This window comes from Bathymodiolus japonicus methanotrophic gill symbiont (assembly GCF_019721995.1).
Taxonomy (GTDB): Bacteria; Pseudomonadota; Gammaproteobacteria; order Methylococcales; family Methylomonadaceae; genus Methyloprofundus.
In genome coordinates this window covers 42,501-58,334 of sequence record NZ_BLYC01000008.1, presented here as the reverse complement: position 1 = coordinate 58,334, position 15,834 = coordinate 42,501, and the positions used below count along the sequence as shown (strand labels likewise).

Genomic DNA, 15,834 nt, shown 5'->3' with positions numbered 1-15,834 from the left:
ACTGCTGACACATGCTGGAATAGCCGAGTGGGTTTATAACCCTACATGTGCAGCAGCGTATTGGTTTGACTGATAGAGGAATTTGTATATTATTGAAACTAATCTCAAAATTACAAGCATATGTACATCTATCCAGCACGTTGCTACATAAGCGACAACAAAATATAAACCCAGGTATTTAGAACTTCAAAATCAAGTCCTCAAGGGGTCTATATTAGTAGAGAAAATTTTAGCTATCTCAAAATCTACTCTAATTCATTATAATAACTAAGTTTATACAACTAATCAACTTCACCTTCCCTAAGCAAACTGGACGTAGTTTATTCCAGTATAGAAAAAAACTGTCATAAAACCGTCATATAAAATGGTATACAATGCTTCGGCAAAACAGGATGCTAAATACATTATGAGCCAATTTACAATATTAGTCGTTGAAGATGAACAGGCAATTCGCAGCATGCTGGTTATGGTGCTACAGCAATATGATTTTAACGTGCTGGAAGCAGCTGACGTTGCGCAGGCTCATACGATCTTGAATGACAACCTGCCTGACTTGATCCTGCTGGACTGGATGCTTCCCCGTGTCACAGGTGATGAGTGGACACGGCGCTTAAAGTCTAGTGATGATTATCGTGACCTGCCAATTATCTTACTCACAGCAAAAGGTGAGGAAGCTGATAAAATCCACGGCCTGGATATCGGGGCTGATGATTATGTAACCAAACCTTTCTCACCTAAAGAACTAATCGCCAGAATCAAAGCAGTATTACGCAGAAGTGGGAAAATCCATGATTTAACCCAAATCAAGTTTCAGGATATTGTGCTCGACACAGAACAACACCGCGTTATCATTGCAGATAAAGAGATAGAAGTGAGCCCTACAGAATTTCGACTGCTCAGTTTTTTCCTTACCCACCCGGATAAAGTTTATAACCGCACACAGCTATTAGACCAGGTTTGGGGGCGTAATGTTTATATAGAGGAACGTACAGTCGATGTGCATATCCGTCGTTTACGAAAAATACTGGCTAACCATCAACGCGAGGACTGGCTACAAACTGTGCGCGGCTTTGGCTACCGTTTTTCTGTAAAAAGCAGCTAATGACTTCTTTGTATAGGGATTTATTACTCCTAATTATTTCGACCATCCTGGCAGCTATCATCAGCTTATTTATTGGTCACTTTGTATATTTACTACTCATTATCTGTATTGTATATAGTCTGCGCCAGGCATTTTTGTTGCACCAGATGGAGCAATGGCTAAAAGCAGGGGAAAAATCAAACTATCCAACAACTTACGGTGCCTGGGCTGAAATTTATTATTATATTTTTCGCCTGAAAAAAGCCAATAAAAAACGCAAAAAACAACTCAGACAAATTATTGAGCAATTCCGTCAATCGACAGCGGCCTTGCCCGATGCTATCGTAGCCCTTGGTGAGCATGATCAGATTTCGTGGTTTAATAATGCCGCAAAAAACACACTGGGGCTAAGAAAGAAAGATACCGGACAGAGCTTTCCTTATCTAGTGCGCACCCCAGATTTTATTGAGTTTCTCAGCAACAAAGACCCCGCTTCCGTGCTAAGCATTAAAGCACCGACGAACGAGCGTATTACCTTGCAACTAAAAATTGTAAGTTATGCTAAAAATGCGCATTTATTAGTCGCGCACGATGTCACATTATTAAAAAATATCGAACGCATGCGCAAAGACTTTGTCGACAATATATCGCATGAATTACGCACCCCACTCACCGTTTTAAAAGGCTACCTGGAAACGCTGACTGATATGGATGATAATCACTCAGCCCTGTTAAGTCACTCATTACAGCAGATGAATAATCAAACTCTACGCATGCAATATTTGGTGGATGACTTGCTGCTACTCGCAAACCTGGAAACGACAAAGACACAACATAAATGTGTTGAAATCGACCCACTATTAAAGCAGGTGTGTCAGGAAAGCAGTGCCTTGGAACAGCTCAACAGTCGTATTGAGCTGTTTATAGATACCGACATTAAGATTATCGGTGATGCACAGGAACTTCGGGGAGCTTTTTCCAATTTAATTGTTAATGCACTCAAGTATTCCGCAGAAGATTCTATTGTTACTGTGCAATGGTATCTGTCGGGTGAAAACTTGATCCTGGATATTACTGACCGGGGAGAAGGTATACCCGAACATGAAATTCCTAAAATAACCGAGCGCTTCTACCGCGCTAATGCCCAGCGCAATCATGAAACGCGTGGCACAGGCCTAGGGCTTGCCATCGTCAAACACACGCTTTCCCGTCATGATGCTCAGCTACAAATTCGCAGTCAGTCCGGTAAAGGCAGCTGTTTCAGTTGCATTTTCCCTAAGCAGCGCTTTTGCTATAGTTTCTCAGATAAATAATTTCCAAATTTGGAGCGCTTAAACTTAGGCGGTAACAACGAAATCTTCCCGCAATTTTTGCATAACACAAATCACTTTACTGGCATCATACATATAAGTGTTAAAAGTTTGCACAACTGAATCATGAAGATCTTCAAAAGTTTTAAAATACTTCATATGAGTCGAATCGCGTTTCGTATTTTTCCATAATTTCTCAATCGGATTAAAATCCGGCGAGAACGCAGGGAGACGTTCTACTGTCAAACGATCTACATTAGCTAACTTAAATTCCTTAATAACACCGCTTCCATGATACGGGGCACCATCTTCAATTAGAATAATCTTGCCTTTATAATAAGCCAGCAATTGTGTTAAAAACTCAACATAGCTTTCACCATTAAAACGCCCAGATGTTTCAGCGTGTTGTAATATCATTGGCTTATAACTCTCGATTAAGACGTTGTCGGCAATAGAATATATCGCTTCCATAAAAAGCTTCTGTGTTGGATATTTCTCATTTTTTAAGCTTTTAAGAATAGCTAAAAATTCTTGAGGCAGCCCAGCTTCTTTTAAAAGTCTAAGTGACTTTGGTTTTATCTCATAAGCCAATGATTCTCGGTATTGAAAACTCCCTCCTTCGAGTTCGATCGTACCAAACATTTTCAACCCTTTTCGAATCCCTGATGTTTTCACTGTGGGTTGCTCTCCTATTGGAGCCCAGGTTCGTGCCAATGAACCCCACATAGCAAATGACACCTCATCACCGAATAAAACGACACTCTTTTCTTCTACCGCCTTTTCCATAATGGCAGGCAATGTTTCTTCCAGCCACGTTTTTCTTTCAAGCTCGTACTTTTCTTCTTCTTGGCGATCAGTCACAAAACGAGCTTTTTGATAACTGAAGCCCAGTTTTTTCATTAGGCTTGATAAATAGTTCAAGTTATAACGAACTTCAAGTTTTAACCAAATAAGCTCGGCAATCATCGCAGTATTCCATATTCCACAATGAAATCCATTGTCTTCTGGGCCTTTCTTTATCAACTCAACCAATCTATTTTTCTGGTCTTTAGTTAACTTTGACTTCCGACCACGTCCTTGATAGTGTTGCCCTATTAACCAACCGACACCTTTATGCATGAATGTTTTCAGCCAATTTATAATGGTTTTTTCACAGACTCCCATTAGGCGTGCTATTTCTTTGATTCCCATGCATTCACTGAACCAGAGTAGAGCTTGAGTTAATCGATATAAACGAATATTACTTAGCTTGAGAGTTGTCGCCATATTTTTTTTTAGTCGGCCTACAATTGACTTTGAAAAAGTGAGGGATACCATTTTTGACTGTTTCCGTTAGTGTTGGGACGAAAATTATAAGCCAGTTTCCCCTCTGTCGTTTTTGTTTGTTCGGAAATTAATTTTCTGAAAGTCTATAATTCATTAACGTCCTCTAGGAGCTTGTCTGAGAATAGAAGCCATAGTGAGGACAAACTGTTTTGAATCAGGTTTTTTTACATCAGTGTTCCCCTATCAATTGAGGCCGTGAAACTAACCTCGCCACAAGAGAGCTCATAAAGCACTGTAAAGACATTCCTGTTATTATTGCGTTTTGAACTGCCCGAATGGTATACGAGCTGATACGAGATATTCTTGCCTGGAAAAATAATGGATTCACAAAACGATCTCGTTTTTGAGCCTGTTGCTGCCTTATCTCCAGAGCCTCGCTATATTTTTTATCCGATGGATGAATCAATTCTGGCTGTTGTGTTTTTGAAATCTCTTCAAACACGCGCATTAAATTATAGCTCATTGCAGTCAGGCGCATTTGATTTTCAAGTGAGCGGGTATTGGAAGACCAAGCTTTAGTTTCCTTGAAATTACTTTTAGTGTTATTGAATGTCTTTTCAATCGTCCATCGCTTGAAATACAGCATGGCAATGGTTCCAGGGTTAATAGTCATTGGCAAGGTTGTCACAAACCGGTGAAGTTTTCCGGTTTCTGGATCACGGTAATCCACCACGTTAAATTTGATGCCCTTGTTTTCGTACACACTGTATGCTTCAACCCCTGTATTGATCTCATGGCGGGAGTCAAAAGGGATAGACTCAACCAGAGTCGCAATTGAATTTTCTTTTAGCATTGAAATCATGTAATTAGCATGTCGTTTCTGCCGATCCCACCAGACAAAGTCGGTGACGGCTTTATCGTAGACATAGAGATGTTTCTGAGAGCTGTTATTTCCCTTGTTTTGCTTTTCAATATGATCTCGTAACACAGGTATTTCTTGATGCCTCTGAGTTCCGTTTGTCACCAGACAAAGAAATCTGAGCAACCCACTTCTGAGATTCAACGCGTAAATCCCCCCGGCCGCATAAACTTTCCCCTTGCTGTTTTTTTCAGTATGGCAGGCATGATCAATAAAATGTCCATCCGCTGCTTCTATGGTGTATTCGTCAAGTTCCGGGAATGCTTTAAGATAATCAATGCCTTGCGATAGCAGTGTTTCAGCGTGAAGATGATAGCTCTGCTGTTCAAATGCCTCAAGCATACTTGTTCGTCTATGCGACTTCAGTGATTTAAAATACGTTGAGTGGGGAAGCAGCTGGCCATAAATCTGTTCATTGGTTTGGAGGAAATGGCGACCACTATCGACTACACTGATACAGCGTAATAACCCAAGGCGAATAAAGTCGATATCCTTCAACTCTGGGCATGAACGAGCCCACAAAGGATGACGCTCTGCTAACAGGGCACGTTCCATACTTTCATTGCAGTGTTGGTGAATATGTTCAGAGAGTGGTAGGTCTTTAAGCATGGGTGATATCCGTTTATGAGGTGATTAAAACGGAAATTTTTAGAAAAATTCTTCGGCAATTGCAAGCTTTATTTGAAATTATTTGTTGTTTCTTTACGGTGCCTACAGAGTGTCTATTTGCTGTTATAAGTGATTAAAATCAAAAAGATGGAAATATTCGAGTGGTGCTACCTTCAGGTAGGTTATAGGCTGCTTTGTTTAGGTACTTCTTCTTTCAATGGGAACACTGATGTTTTTTTATCGATGTCTGTTGCGTGTTGCGGAAGACCATCGCACTACAAAAACTAAGTACATGCCAGCTCTAAGCTGATTTCCAAGAAACTTTCCCAGCAATCACCTAGCTGCTCACCTTTGATTTGCCGGTCTGCCCTAGCTGCAATTAATAAAGTGTTCATTAATTTTTTCCGGCTAAGCCTGGCTAAAGCATCGTTAACCACTTTCTGCCGCTTATCCCACACTTGCTGCTGCATAAATACTCTATTACGCGGCTGACCAGAGTCTATTTTTTGCTGAATACTAATCAAGCTACGGATTTCACGGCTTAATGCCCAGAGAACAACCGGTGCGGCTATACCCTCGTGCTGCACGCCAAGCAGAATTTTATTGACGCGATCCACTCGGCCTGACAAGGCCGCATCGACCAGATTAAATACATCATAACGCGAAGCATCCGTCACCACTTTCGCAATTTGCTGGCCAGTCAATTTACCTTGCCCATACAGCACATACAGCTTTTCGACTTCCTGACTTGCTGCTAATAAATTCCCTTCTACTCGAGAAGAAATTATGCCTAGTCCCTTACTATCTGTACTTAAACCTCTGCGCTGCATACGTTGCCCAATCCATTTTGCCAGATCAGTGCCTTCTAAAGGCCAGACCTGAAGCACGACGCCGTGCTTTTCAAGTGTAGTGAGCCACTTTGATTTTTTGGTGGATTTATCCACTTTACCCGAGGTAATTAATAACAGCGTATCTTCGGGTAGCCGTTCACAGTAACTAACAAGCGCCTTGCTACCTTCCATACCTGGCTTCCCCGATGGCATACGTAAGTCAATAATTTTCTTATCCGAGAAAATAGACAATGAATCCGCAGACTGCAGAAAATCTCCCCAGTTAAAGTGTCTATCTACGGTTAACAACTCACGATTTTCATACCCCGCATTTTTTGCCGCTAAGCGAACAGCATCAGCAGCTTCACCTGATTGCAAAAGCTCATCTCCGCTAATAAAATAAATAGGCGCAAGCTTTCGGGCTAATGCGGCAGTCAATTGTTCTACTTTTAACCACATATCAGTGAAATTTTTTCTTCAACTCAGCCCTTGCACGCTGAATCACCGAACGTACCGCTTCTTCATACAACTCCCGACGCAAGACAATTTCTTCATTATCTTTTGATAGCAAGGTCGTACTGGTCTGTGCATTATAATATGATTCCATCACTTCTATGGTTTGATTAGACACTAGTTCTTTACCTTCGCTATCCAGTAAATCAAAGCTTAAGCGATAAATTAACTCGTACTCATTGGAATAACCCGTTACATCTAGTGAAACAGTTCGGCGCTGGTAATCTTCGTCTAGCACATTCAAGATCATCCCCGCCTCCTCAGGACTTGCAACTAACTCACCTGAGGTCGTTCTAAAGGTCCGTTCAATGGCAGCAGACAGTTCTGGAGAGGCGCCTTTTACATACATTTTATTCAAAGCTTCAGGTAAATCAATTGCGCCACGTAGATGATAGCCACAGGCTGTAAGCAGCAACAGTGTCAGTAAAAGCACACTACCTCTGAAAACTACCCAGTCTTTAAAAGAACATTTAAACAACGATACTTACCAGTTTTTTAGGAACAATAATCAGCTTCTTCACTGCTTTACCATCAAGAAAACGCTGCACATTTTGCTCTGCCAAAGCTAAGGCTTCAATGTCTGCCTTGCTAGCATCCGATGCCACCATTATCTTACCCCGCAGCTTGCCATTAACCTGTACGATCATTTGCAATTCATCCTGCACTAATGCGGTTTTGTCTAATACAGGCCAAATCCGATTAATATCTTCCGCTTTACCTAAACCCTGCCATAGCTGCTGGCAGATATGTGGTACGATTGGATACAACATCAGCACTATCATTTCCAGTGCTTCCTGGCGTATAGCCGTTACATTTTCACTTTGACCGCTAAATTTGGTCAGCGTGTTCAATAGCTCCATATTAGTTGCAATCGCGGTATTGAAATGATGTCTGCGGCCTATATCATCAGTGACTTTCTCTATCGCATGATGGATATGTCTACGCTGCTCTTTCTCAGTCGCAGTCAAAGCCTGCTTATCGAGTAACGGTATCGAGTCACCTACGTCAACATGCAAATGCACCTGTCTCCAGAGGCGCTTTAAAAACCTGAAACTACCCTCTACGCCGCTATCTGACCACTCTAGCGATTGTTCTGGCGGTGCTGAAAACATGATAAACAAGCGCACAGTATCAGCACCGTACTCGGCTATTAAATGTTGCGGGTCGACTGTATTTCCTTTGGACTTGGACATTTTTGTACCATCCATTAACACCATGCCCTGGGTTAGTAGATTTTTAAACGGCTCATCACAGACTAACAAGCCTTCATCACGCATAAGTTTAGTAAAAAACCGCGCATAGAGTAAATGCAAAATCGCATGTTCGATGCCGCCTATATACTGATCGACTGGCAACCAGTATTTAGCACTAGAATCCAGCATAGAGTCGGCCTTGCTACTGGCATATCGGGCAAAGTACCATGACGATTCCATAAAGGTATCAAAGGTATCGGTTTCACGTTTTGCACCTTTACCGCACTTAGGGCAAGCTACATTCAGAAATGCCTCATGAGTTACTAAGGGCGAATTTGACCCATCCAGGAGCACATCTTTAGGCAACTCAACAGGCAAGTCAGTTTCGGGAACAGGCACGGCACCACATTCATCGCAATAAATAATCGGAATCGGCGCTCCCCAATAGCGCTGCCTGGAAACACCCCAATCATGTAAGCGGAAGTTGGTTTTGCGCTGCCCTTTAGCTGTTTTTTCTAGTTTATCCGCAATGGCATTGACTGCTTCAGCCGAGCTTAAGCCATCAAATTCAGCTGAGTTTTGCAAAACACCCTTCTCGGTAAATGCTTGTTCTGCAATACTATCTTCGTCATTATTTGCAGAAAAAATAACCTGCTTAATATCAATCGCATATTTTTGCGCAAATTCATAATCGCGCTGGTCATGCGCAGGTACCGACATAACAGCGCCGGTGCCATAGCCCATTAATACAAAATTAGCAATCCACACCGGTACTAATTCTCCAGTAACCGGGTGCATGGCTTTAAATCCGGAATCCACGCCTTTCTTTTCCATGGTTTCCAAAGCGGCTTCAGAGGTTTCTGTATGCCGACATTCTTCCAGGAAATCTGCTATTTCAGTATTTTGTTTTGCCACCTGCAAAGCTAAGGGATGTTCAGCAGCAACCGCTAAATAGGTAACGCCCATTAAAGTATCTGGACGAGTAGTGTATATCTGCACATCTCCCTGCCCCTCCACGGTAAAAGTCATTTCCAGACCTTCTGACCGACCTATCCAGTTTGCCTGCATAGTCCTGACTTGCTCAGGCCAACCGGGCATTTTATCTAATGTCGTGAGTAACTCATCAGCATAGGCAGTAATTCTTAGAAACCACTGCGAAATATCCTTCTTCTCCACCGCAGTATCACAGCGCCAGCAGCAACCATCAATCACCTGCTCGTTGGCTAATACCGTCTGATCAAGCGGACACCAGTTCACCGCTGATGTTTTCTTATAAACCAGGTCTTTCTCCAGTAAGCGCAGAAAAAACCATTGCTCCCAGCGGTAATAAGCTGGATCACAGGTCGCTAGTTCACGACTCCAGTCGTAACCAAACCCCAGTTCTTTTAACTGGGTACGCATATAATCTATATTTTCATAAGTCCATTCGGCAGGATGAACATTATGTTTCATCGCCGCATTTTCTGCGGGCAAGCCAAAGGCATCCCAGCCCATCGGTTGCATCACATTTTTACCCTGCATACGCTGATAGCGACTAATCACATCACCAATCGTATAATTGCGCACATGCCCCATATGCAGACGGCCACTAGGATAGGGGAACATGGATAAGCAATAATACTTTTCTTGACCCTCATCATCAGAGGCCTGAAAAATGCCTGATTGTTCCCATTGAGCCTGTACTTCTGCCTCAATTTCCAGTGGTTTATAATTTTCTTGCATTGTTACTCGTATTTTTGCATTCAAAAGCGTTAGAATACCTTACAGTGAACTAAATCTAAAGCCTTTTTAGGGAGTGATTCTTATGAGTGAAAGTAAATTAACTAAAGCCTACAACGACTTTATGGAATACATGTATGAAGCAACGGATGATACCATTCATACAATTGCAGATAAGCTGGATTCTGCCAAAGAAAAAATAAGCGAAATAGGTGGCCTGACACAGGATGAAATTAACCATGTCGCTGACTCCGTATCCAGAGATATACACCATGCAGCGGATAAGCTAGAAGATAATAGTAATGATTCACTGTCAGAGTGGCTTAAGTTTGATATAGAATTGATAGAAAACTTTGCCCTGGAGTCGTTTCTCGATGTCGCGGATAAGACGCGTATAGAGCTGGCTCAATTATCTGCAACGGCAAAGCAATATAGTCACCCTTATAAAACAGGGGAATTAACAGCGCCAGGTACATTAAGCTGTGAAAAGTGCAACAAAGTAATTGCCTTTAAAAGTACCAGTGTGATACCTGAATGTCCGGAATGCGGTGCACATACTTTTATACGTAACTAATATGTAACTACTCAGCGTGTTTTTTAACTTTAAAATCAAATGGATATATTTTAATTTAACCTGACTTTAGTCATTTTCACCTTTAAAAATGGGTGAAAATTGGACTAAAATTCAGAGAGATACATTAATTATTATTTTAAATCAATCTGTTATGAGTTTAAATTACGCTGAGTAGTTACACTAATATTAACATAACTGAAGTTTCCCAATAATTATTTATGGTAAAATTGAAACTATGCTACAACTATATGAAAAAAACAGTCTTTTCATTCGTTTCAAATGCTATTGCCTAAGGGGAATTAAGTAGGGGTTTGCTATAAACATGGCAAAACCACCTAAAATAAACCTCGATACACCAGCATTGTGTATTTCAGCTACTCAATAATTGGGAAACTTCAGTTAACATAATAATAACAATTTAATTGCTTGCTACTATAGGGGAATAAAATGCGCAGAGTGATCTTTAACCAAAAAGGTGGTGTAGGTAAATCTACCATAGCATGTAACTTAGCGGCAATTAGCGCTATGGAAGGTAAACGGACCTTGGTCATCGACCTGGATATACAGGGAAATGCAACACAGTATTTGTTAGGACAGAAGGTTGCAGATTCTGATAAAACCATTGCGCATTTTTTTAAGAGCTGCTTAAGTCTCACTCTGTTCGGAGGTCAATCCGGTAGCATACAGGACGTGATTCACGAAACACCTTTCCCTAACCTGTTTGTATTACCCTCACACCCGGAACTAGAGCCGTTACAAGGCCGCTTGGAATCTCGATATAAAATATTCAAATTCAAAGAAGAGCTGGATAAACTGGAAGGCTTTGATGAGATCTATATCGACACCCCACCCGTACTTAATTTCTATAGTCAATCAGCACTAATTGCTGCAAATAAATGCTTAATCCCGTTTGATTGCGACACATTTGCTCGTGAAGCCCTTTACACACTCATGCAAACCTTAAGTGAAGTAAAAGCGGACCATAATGCAGATCTGGAAATTGAAGGCATTATTGTTAACCAGTTCCAGGGGCAGGCAAACTTACCTAAACAACTGGTAGAAGAACTTATTGCTGAAGGCTTACCAGTATTAAATAGTAAAATATCGCCTTCAGTTAAAGTGCGTGAATCCCATAGCCAGTCTCAACCCCTGGTGCATTACGCACCTAACCATAAACTTACTAACGAGTTTCGTGAATTGCATATAGAAATCCATAACTAAGGGAGCTGGAAATAAATAAGTGTCCAATATTGGGCAGGGTTTTTGTTCGTATTCAAGACGTAGTAACAGGCGCATAGCAGGCTACGTAACTGTTACTACAACGCAGAACAGGCGCGCCATGCTACCTCACGAAATTCCGGGACTCCTGTCGCCGTAATTCGTTCACCTACGCAGCGAATAGGAGATGCTCCAGCCGCCCTGCGTCCGCCACAGACTGAGCACAAAGCAGCTCAGTCATGGCTACCACAAATGGCTCTACGGCTATTCGGGATAAAATTTTAGCCTCCCTCGCGCGCTATCGCGCACTTCGGATTGGCAAATTTCCCTGCGCCTTCTGGAGACTATCAGCCCGTCCGGGGCTGACAGCGGACGGGCAAAAAGACCAGCAGTTTTGGATGATGTGTGTTTCCATCTCCCTAAGATAAAACATATAGGCCGGTTTAGATTTTGTTGGAGAAAAAATGTAGCCCAGCAATTTTCAGGGTTATCTTTGGTCAGGTAATGTTATTGCATTATCCATGAAACCAACCCTCGCATCTAAAATAATATCGACTAACAAGCGAATAACATATTATTAAAACAATAAAAAATATAACTGGCTTATCACCTATCCTTGCATATGGCGTTAAGCCACTCATAGGCCTTATATCTGAAGTTAAAACAACCCTTTCCATGATGGCTGCTTGTTTGGTAACCTTGCCTTTATCATCCACAATAGCGCTAACACCAGTATTTGTTACCCGCAATAAATATCGCCCGGATTCCAATGCACGCATTCTGGCAATTTGCATATGCTGATAAGGTTCAATCGAGCCATCAAACCAGCCGTCATTAGTAACATTAACCAAAAACTTTGCCTGCTCAACATAACGGATGCTCTGCTCACCAAAAGCATCTTCATAGCAGATTGAAGTGACAAAATGATGCCCTGCAGCCTTCAGCAAAGGCTGATCAATTTCCCCCGAACTAAACCTGCCTAATCTAACATTCATCAAACCTAGTATATAGCCCGAAACAGGTTGCCAGGGTAAATACTCACCAAAGGGCAATAAGTGAATCTTTTTATATATACCGCGATTTTCACCTAGAACTAGTACAGAATTGTACAATTTACCATCCTTGTCTTTATATGGCAGGCTGGTAATTATATCCGTATGATGTACCTGTGCTTCTTGCTCCAAGGGTAATAAATAATCCTGCTTCACGTCATTAAAGTATGCTGGAATAGCAGTTTCCGGCCAGAGAATAAGATCCGATTGCCAATGGGCAGCAGTATCATCATAGTATTGTTTCAAAGTAGCATTGCGATTTTCAACTGCCCACTTATCCTTTTGAGCAATATTACCTTGAATCAAACTAACTTTAAGCGGCTTTCCGGAAACATCTGTCCAGCTTACCGACTGTAATAAAACACCCGTACTAAATAGACAAATAATTACCAGCAAGTTGCGAATACGGTAGGTACTGGTTATAAATAACTCAGCCATCAAAGCAGAAATCATAGTTACAACCAGCCCCGATCCATATACACCCAATACTGGCGCATAGCCAGTTAAAGGCGTTTCTAGCTGACTATAGGCTACTTGTAACCAGGGGAAGCCGCCTAATGCCCATTCGCCTCGAATATATTCAACAAACATCCATACACAGGCAAAAATGAGCCAGTCAATCTTGCTATTCACGCATATTTTTGCGTATAGAAAAGCCACAATTGCAGGAAATATTGCCCAGAAACTGCAATATAAAAATGTCATCAACACAGGAAGCGCTAAACCGGATTGTTGATTGACAACCAGACTGACAAACACCCAGGAGACACCTAGCCCAAATAAGCCCAGCCCAAACAGAAAGCCTCTTAATGTCGATCTTTTAACACCTAGATCGATTAAAGATAACCTAAAAAATGCTAGGGCAATAAAAACTAAATAAGCGTAATCAAAGGGTGCAAAGGCCAAAGTAAATAAAACACCTGCAATAACAGCAAATACATCACCCCAGGCTGATTTAAGGAATTTTTCCATAAGAACATTAAAAGCGTAGGGCGTGGCTTTAGCCCGCCAAATAGCTGAAAATAAGATAAAGGCGGGCTGAGGCCATGCTCTACAGAGTAGTGCTTGATATTGTACAACAAAGTTCGAAGCAAAAAAAAACCCATTCTGGTTAAAGAATGGGTTTTAATATTAAGAGCTTGGCAATTCCCTACTTTCACATGGATAAATCCACACTATCATCGGCACTAAGCGGTTTCACTTCCGAGTTCGAGATGGGATCGGGTGGTTCACGCTCGCTATGGTCACCAAGCAATCGGTGTTGATTGACTAGCTTTGATGTTTACCTTGTGCGGTATGTCTCTCGCTATCAATCGTCTCTTATTCAGCTTGTGGCTAAATAATTGGAAATCTGTGTCTGAGTTTAAGAGTCTTCGCTCTCTTACAGTAAAAACGTCTTGTCGCTTTCATATAACTCAAACAGGTAAAACCTATTTGGTGTTATATGGTCAAGCCTCACGGGCAATTAGTACCAGTTAGCTTCACTCATTACTGAGCTTCCACACCTAGCCTATCAACGTTGTAGTCTTCAACAACCCTTCAGGGAACTTTAAGTTCCAGTGAGATCTCATCTTGGGAGGGGCTTCCCGCTTAGATGCTTTCAGCGGTTATCCTGTCCGAACGTAGCTACCGGGCAATGCCATTGGCATGACAACCCGAACACCAGTGGTTCGTCCACTCCGGTCCTCTCGTACTAGGAGCAGCTTCCCTCAAATCTCAAACGCCCACGGCAGATAGGGACCGAACTGTCTCACGACGTTCTGAACCCAGCTCGCGTACCACTTTAAATGGCGAACAGCCATACCCTTGGGACCTGCTTCAGCCCCAGGATGTGATGAGCCGACATCGAGGTGCCAAACACCGCCGTCGATATGAACTCTTGGGCGGTATCAGCCTGTTATCCCCGGCGTACCTTTTATCCGTTGAGCGATGGCCCTTCCATTCAGAACCACCGGATCACTATGACCTACTTTCGTACCTGCTCGACTTGTCCGTCTCGCAGTCAAGCACCCTTATGCCATTGCACTAAACTCCTGATTTCCGACCAGGATTAGGGTACCTTCGTGCTCCTCCGTTACTCTTTGGGAGGAGACCGCCCCAGTCAAACTACCCACCATACACTGTCCCCAACCCCGATAAGGGGCCTAGGTTAGAACTTCAAACATACCAGGGTGGTATTTCAAGGGTGACTCCACCACATCTAGCGACATGGTTTCATAGTCTCCCACCTATCCTACACAAGTAGGTTCAAAGTCCAGTGTAAAGCTATAGTAAAGGTGCACGGGGTCTTTCCGTCTAGCCGCGGGTATACGGCATCTTCACCGCAATTTCAATTTCACTGAGTCTCGGCTGGAGACAGTGTGGCCATCGTTACGCCATTCGTGCAGGTCGGAACTTACCCGACAAGGAATTTCGCTACCTTAGGACCGTTATAGTTACGGCCGCCGTTTACCGGGGCTTCGATCAAGAGCTTCTCCGAAGATAACCCCATCAATTAACCTTCCGGCACCGGGCAGGCGTCACACCCTATACGTCCACTTTCGTGTTTGCAGAGTGCTATGTTTTTGATAAACAGTCGCAGCCACCAATTTATTGCAACCTTCTTCTGCTCCACCCGCAGGGGCTTCACATACAAAAGGTGAACCTTCTCCCGAAGTTACGGTTCCATTTTGCCTAGTTCCTTCAGCCGAGTTCTCTCAAGCGCCTTAGAATTCTCATCCCACCCACCTGTGTCGGTTTGGGGTACGGGTTGTTTTAACCTGATGCTTAGAGGTTTTTCTTGGAAGCAGGGCATCAATCACTTCGTTTTTCACAAGGAAAAACTCGTCATCACGCCTCAGCATTAAGAGTCCGGATTTTCCTAAACTCTCTGCCTACACGCTTAAACTTACATTTCCAACAGTAAGCTGATCTAGCCTTCTCCGTCACCCCATCGCAGTTAGAACAAGTACAGGAATATTAACCTGTTTTCCATCGACTACGCCTTTCGGCCTCGCCTTAGGTCCCGACTAACCCTGCGTCGATTAGCGTTGCGCAGGAAACCTTGGGTTTTCGGCGTGGGGGTTTTTCACCCCCATTATCGTTACTCATGTCAGCATTCGCACTTCCGATACCTCCAGCCAACTTCTCAGTTAACCTTCGCAGGCGTACGGAACGCTCCTCTACCACCTCCGTTTATAAATAAACGTCGATCCGTAGCTTCGGTACTATGCTTAGCCCCGGTAAATCTTCCGCGCAAACCGACTCGACCAGTGAGCTATTACGCTTTCTTTAAAGGATGGCTGCTTCTAAGCCAACCTCCTGGCTGTCTGGGCCTTTTCACATCGTTTCCCACTGAGCATAGATTTTGGGACCTTAGCTGACGGTCTGGGCTGTTTCCCTTTTCACGACGGACCTTAGCACCCGCCGTGTGTCTCCCGTGCTGAAACTTGTTGGTATTCGGAGTTTGCAACGGTTTGGTAAGTCGGGATGACCCCCTAGCCGTAACAGTGCTCTACCCCCAACAGTTATACACGAGGCTCTACCTAAATAGATTTCGAGGAGAACCAGC

At 42.8% G+C, this 15,834-nt stretch carries 12 protein-coding genes and 2 rRNA genes (1 of these 14 cut by a window edge); 5 read left to right on the top strand and 9 right to left on the bottom strand.

Going from position 1 to position 15,834, the window contains the following annotated elements:
• The first annotated feature begins 406 nt into the window (after positions 1–406).
• Positions 407–1,102 (top strand): phosphate regulon transcriptional regulator PhoB, encoded by a 696-nt coding sequence (gene phoB, locus K6984_RS12650; protein WP_221895976.1) that lies wholly within the window; start codon positions 407–409, stop codon positions 1,100–1,102.
• Positions 1,102–2,394: a phosphate regulon sensor histidine kinase PhoR gene (gene phoR, locus K6984_RS12645; protein WP_221895867.1), complete on the top strand. Its 1,293-nt coding sequence runs from the start codon at positions 1,102–1,104 to the stop codon at positions 2,392–2,394. Before phoB ends, phoR begins: the two co-directional genes overlap by 1 nt.
• Before the next feature lie 24 nt (positions 2,395–2,418).
• Here phoR and K6984_RS12640 read toward each other — a convergent pair whose 3' ends face one another.
• The 5 genes from K6984_RS12640 to leuS form a co-directional block, all read right to left on the bottom strand.
• Entirely contained in the window at positions 2,419–3,708 is a 1,290-nt protein-coding gene (locus tag K6984_RS12640) for an IS630 family transposase (protein WP_221895866.1), read from the bottom strand.
• A gap of 178 nt (positions 3,709–3,886) precedes the next feature.
• Positions 3,887–5,185, bottom strand: coding sequence for a transposase (locus K6984_RS12635; RefSeq protein ID WP_221894571.1), 1,299 nt, complete (start codon positions 5,183–5,185; stop codon positions 3,887–3,889).
• Positions 5,186–5,469: 284 nt separating this feature from the next.
• A complete protein-coding gene (holA, locus tag K6984_RS12630) occupies positions 5,470–6,474 on the bottom strand; it encodes a DNA polymerase III subunit delta (protein WP_221895865.1) in 1,005 nt (334 codons plus the stop codon).
• 1 nt (position 6,475) lies between these two features.
• Positions 6,476–6,961, bottom strand: a complete 486-nt coding sequence (locus K6984_RS12625) for an LPS-assembly lipoprotein LptE (protein WP_221895864.1) — start codon at positions 6,959–6,961, stop codon at positions 6,476–6,478.
• A gap of 37 nt (positions 6,962–6,998) precedes the next feature.
• Positions 6,999–9,443, bottom strand: coding sequence for a leucine--tRNA ligase (leuS, locus tag K6984_RS12620; protein ID WP_221895863.1), 2,445 nt, complete (start codon positions 9,441–9,443; stop codon positions 6,999–7,001).
• A gap of 82 nt (positions 9,444–9,525) precedes the next feature.
• Here leuS and K6984_RS12615 point away from each other — a divergent pair, with 82 nt between their 5' ends.
• Both K6984_RS12615 and K6984_RS12610 read left to right on the top strand, forming a co-directional pair.
• Positions 9,526–10,014, top strand: coding sequence for a zinc ribbon-containing protein (locus K6984_RS12615; RefSeq protein WP_221895862.1), 489 nt, complete (start codon positions 9,526–9,528; stop codon positions 10,012–10,014).
• A 447-nt stretch (positions 10,015–10,461) separates the two neighbouring features.
• Positions 10,462–11,235 (top strand): ParA family protein, encoded by a 774-nt coding sequence (locus K6984_RS12610; RefSeq protein ID WP_221895861.1) that lies wholly within the window; start codon positions 10,462–10,464, stop codon positions 11,233–11,235.
• Positions 11,236–11,330: 95 nt separating this feature from the next.
• Here K6984_RS12610 and K6984_RS33410 read toward each other — a convergent pair whose 3' ends face one another.
• Positions 11,331–11,459 carry a hypothetical protein gene (locus K6984_RS33410; RefSeq protein WP_263458739.1) on the bottom strand — a complete coding sequence of 43 codons (129 nt, stop codon included), beginning with the start codon at positions 11,457–11,459 and terminating at the stop codon, positions 11,331–11,333.
• 12 nt (positions 11,460–11,471) lie between these two features.
• Between K6984_RS33410 and K6984_RS12605 the strand changes: the two genes are divergently transcribed.
• Complete coding sequence (locus K6984_RS12605) at positions 11,472–11,660, top strand: hypothetical protein (RefSeq protein WP_221895860.1); 189 nt, start codon at positions 11,472–11,474, stop codon at positions 11,658–11,660.
• An 87-nt stretch (positions 11,661–11,747) separates the two neighbouring features.
• Here K6984_RS12605 and lnt read toward each other — a convergent pair whose 3' ends face one another.
• The 3 genes from lnt to K6984_RS12590 form a co-directional block, all read right to left on the bottom strand.
• Positions 11,748–13,256, bottom strand: coding sequence for an apolipoprotein N-acyltransferase (lnt, locus tag K6984_RS12600; RefSeq protein WP_221895859.1), 1,509 nt, complete (start codon positions 13,254–13,256; stop codon positions 11,748–11,750).
• Positions 13,257–13,421: 165 nt separating this feature from the next.
• Positions 13,422–13,536 (bottom strand): 5S ribosomal RNA (gene rrf, locus K6984_RS12595).
• 192 nt (positions 13,537–13,728) lie between these two features.
• Positions 13,729–15,834, bottom strand: a 23S ribosomal RNA gene (locus tag K6984_RS12590); it runs 1,079 nt beyond the window's last position.

Coding starts and splice junctions, on each gene's coding strand:
- K6984_RS12605 (WP_221895860.1), top strand. CDS start 11,472: ATGGCTACCACAAATGGCTCTACGGCTATTCGGGATAAAATTTTAGCC.
- K6984_RS12610 (WP_221895861.1), top strand. CDS start 10,462: ATGCGCAGAGTGATCTTTAACCAAAAAGGTGGTGTAGGTAAATCTACC.
- phoB (WP_221895976.1), top strand. CDS start 407: ATGAGCCAATTTACAATATTAGTCGTTGAAGATGAACAGGCAATTCGC.
- K6984_RS12640 (WP_221895866.1), bottom strand. CDS start 3,708: ATGGTATCCCTCACTTTTTCAAAGTCAATTGTAGGCCGACTAAAAAAA.
- leuS (WP_221895863.1), bottom strand. CDS start 9,443: ATGCAAGAAAATTATAAACCACTGGAAATTGAGGCAGAAGTACAGGCT.
- K6984_RS12615 (WP_221895862.1), top strand. CDS start 9,526: ATGAGTGAAAGTAAATTAACTAAAGCCTACAACGACTTTATGGAATAC.
- K6984_RS12635 (WP_221894571.1), bottom strand. CDS start 5,185: ATGCTTAAAGACCTACCACTCTCTGAACATATTCACCAACACTGCAAT.
- lnt (WP_221895859.1), bottom strand. CDS start 13,256: ATGGAAAAATTCCTTAAATCAGCCTGGGGTGATGTATTTGCTGTTATT.
- holA (WP_221895865.1), bottom strand. CDS start 6,474: ATGTGGTTAAAAGTAGAACAATTGACTGCCGCATTAGCCCGAAAGCTT.
- phoR (WP_221895867.1), top strand. CDS start 1,102: ATGACTTCTTTGTATAGGGATTTATTACTCCTAATTATTTCGACCATC.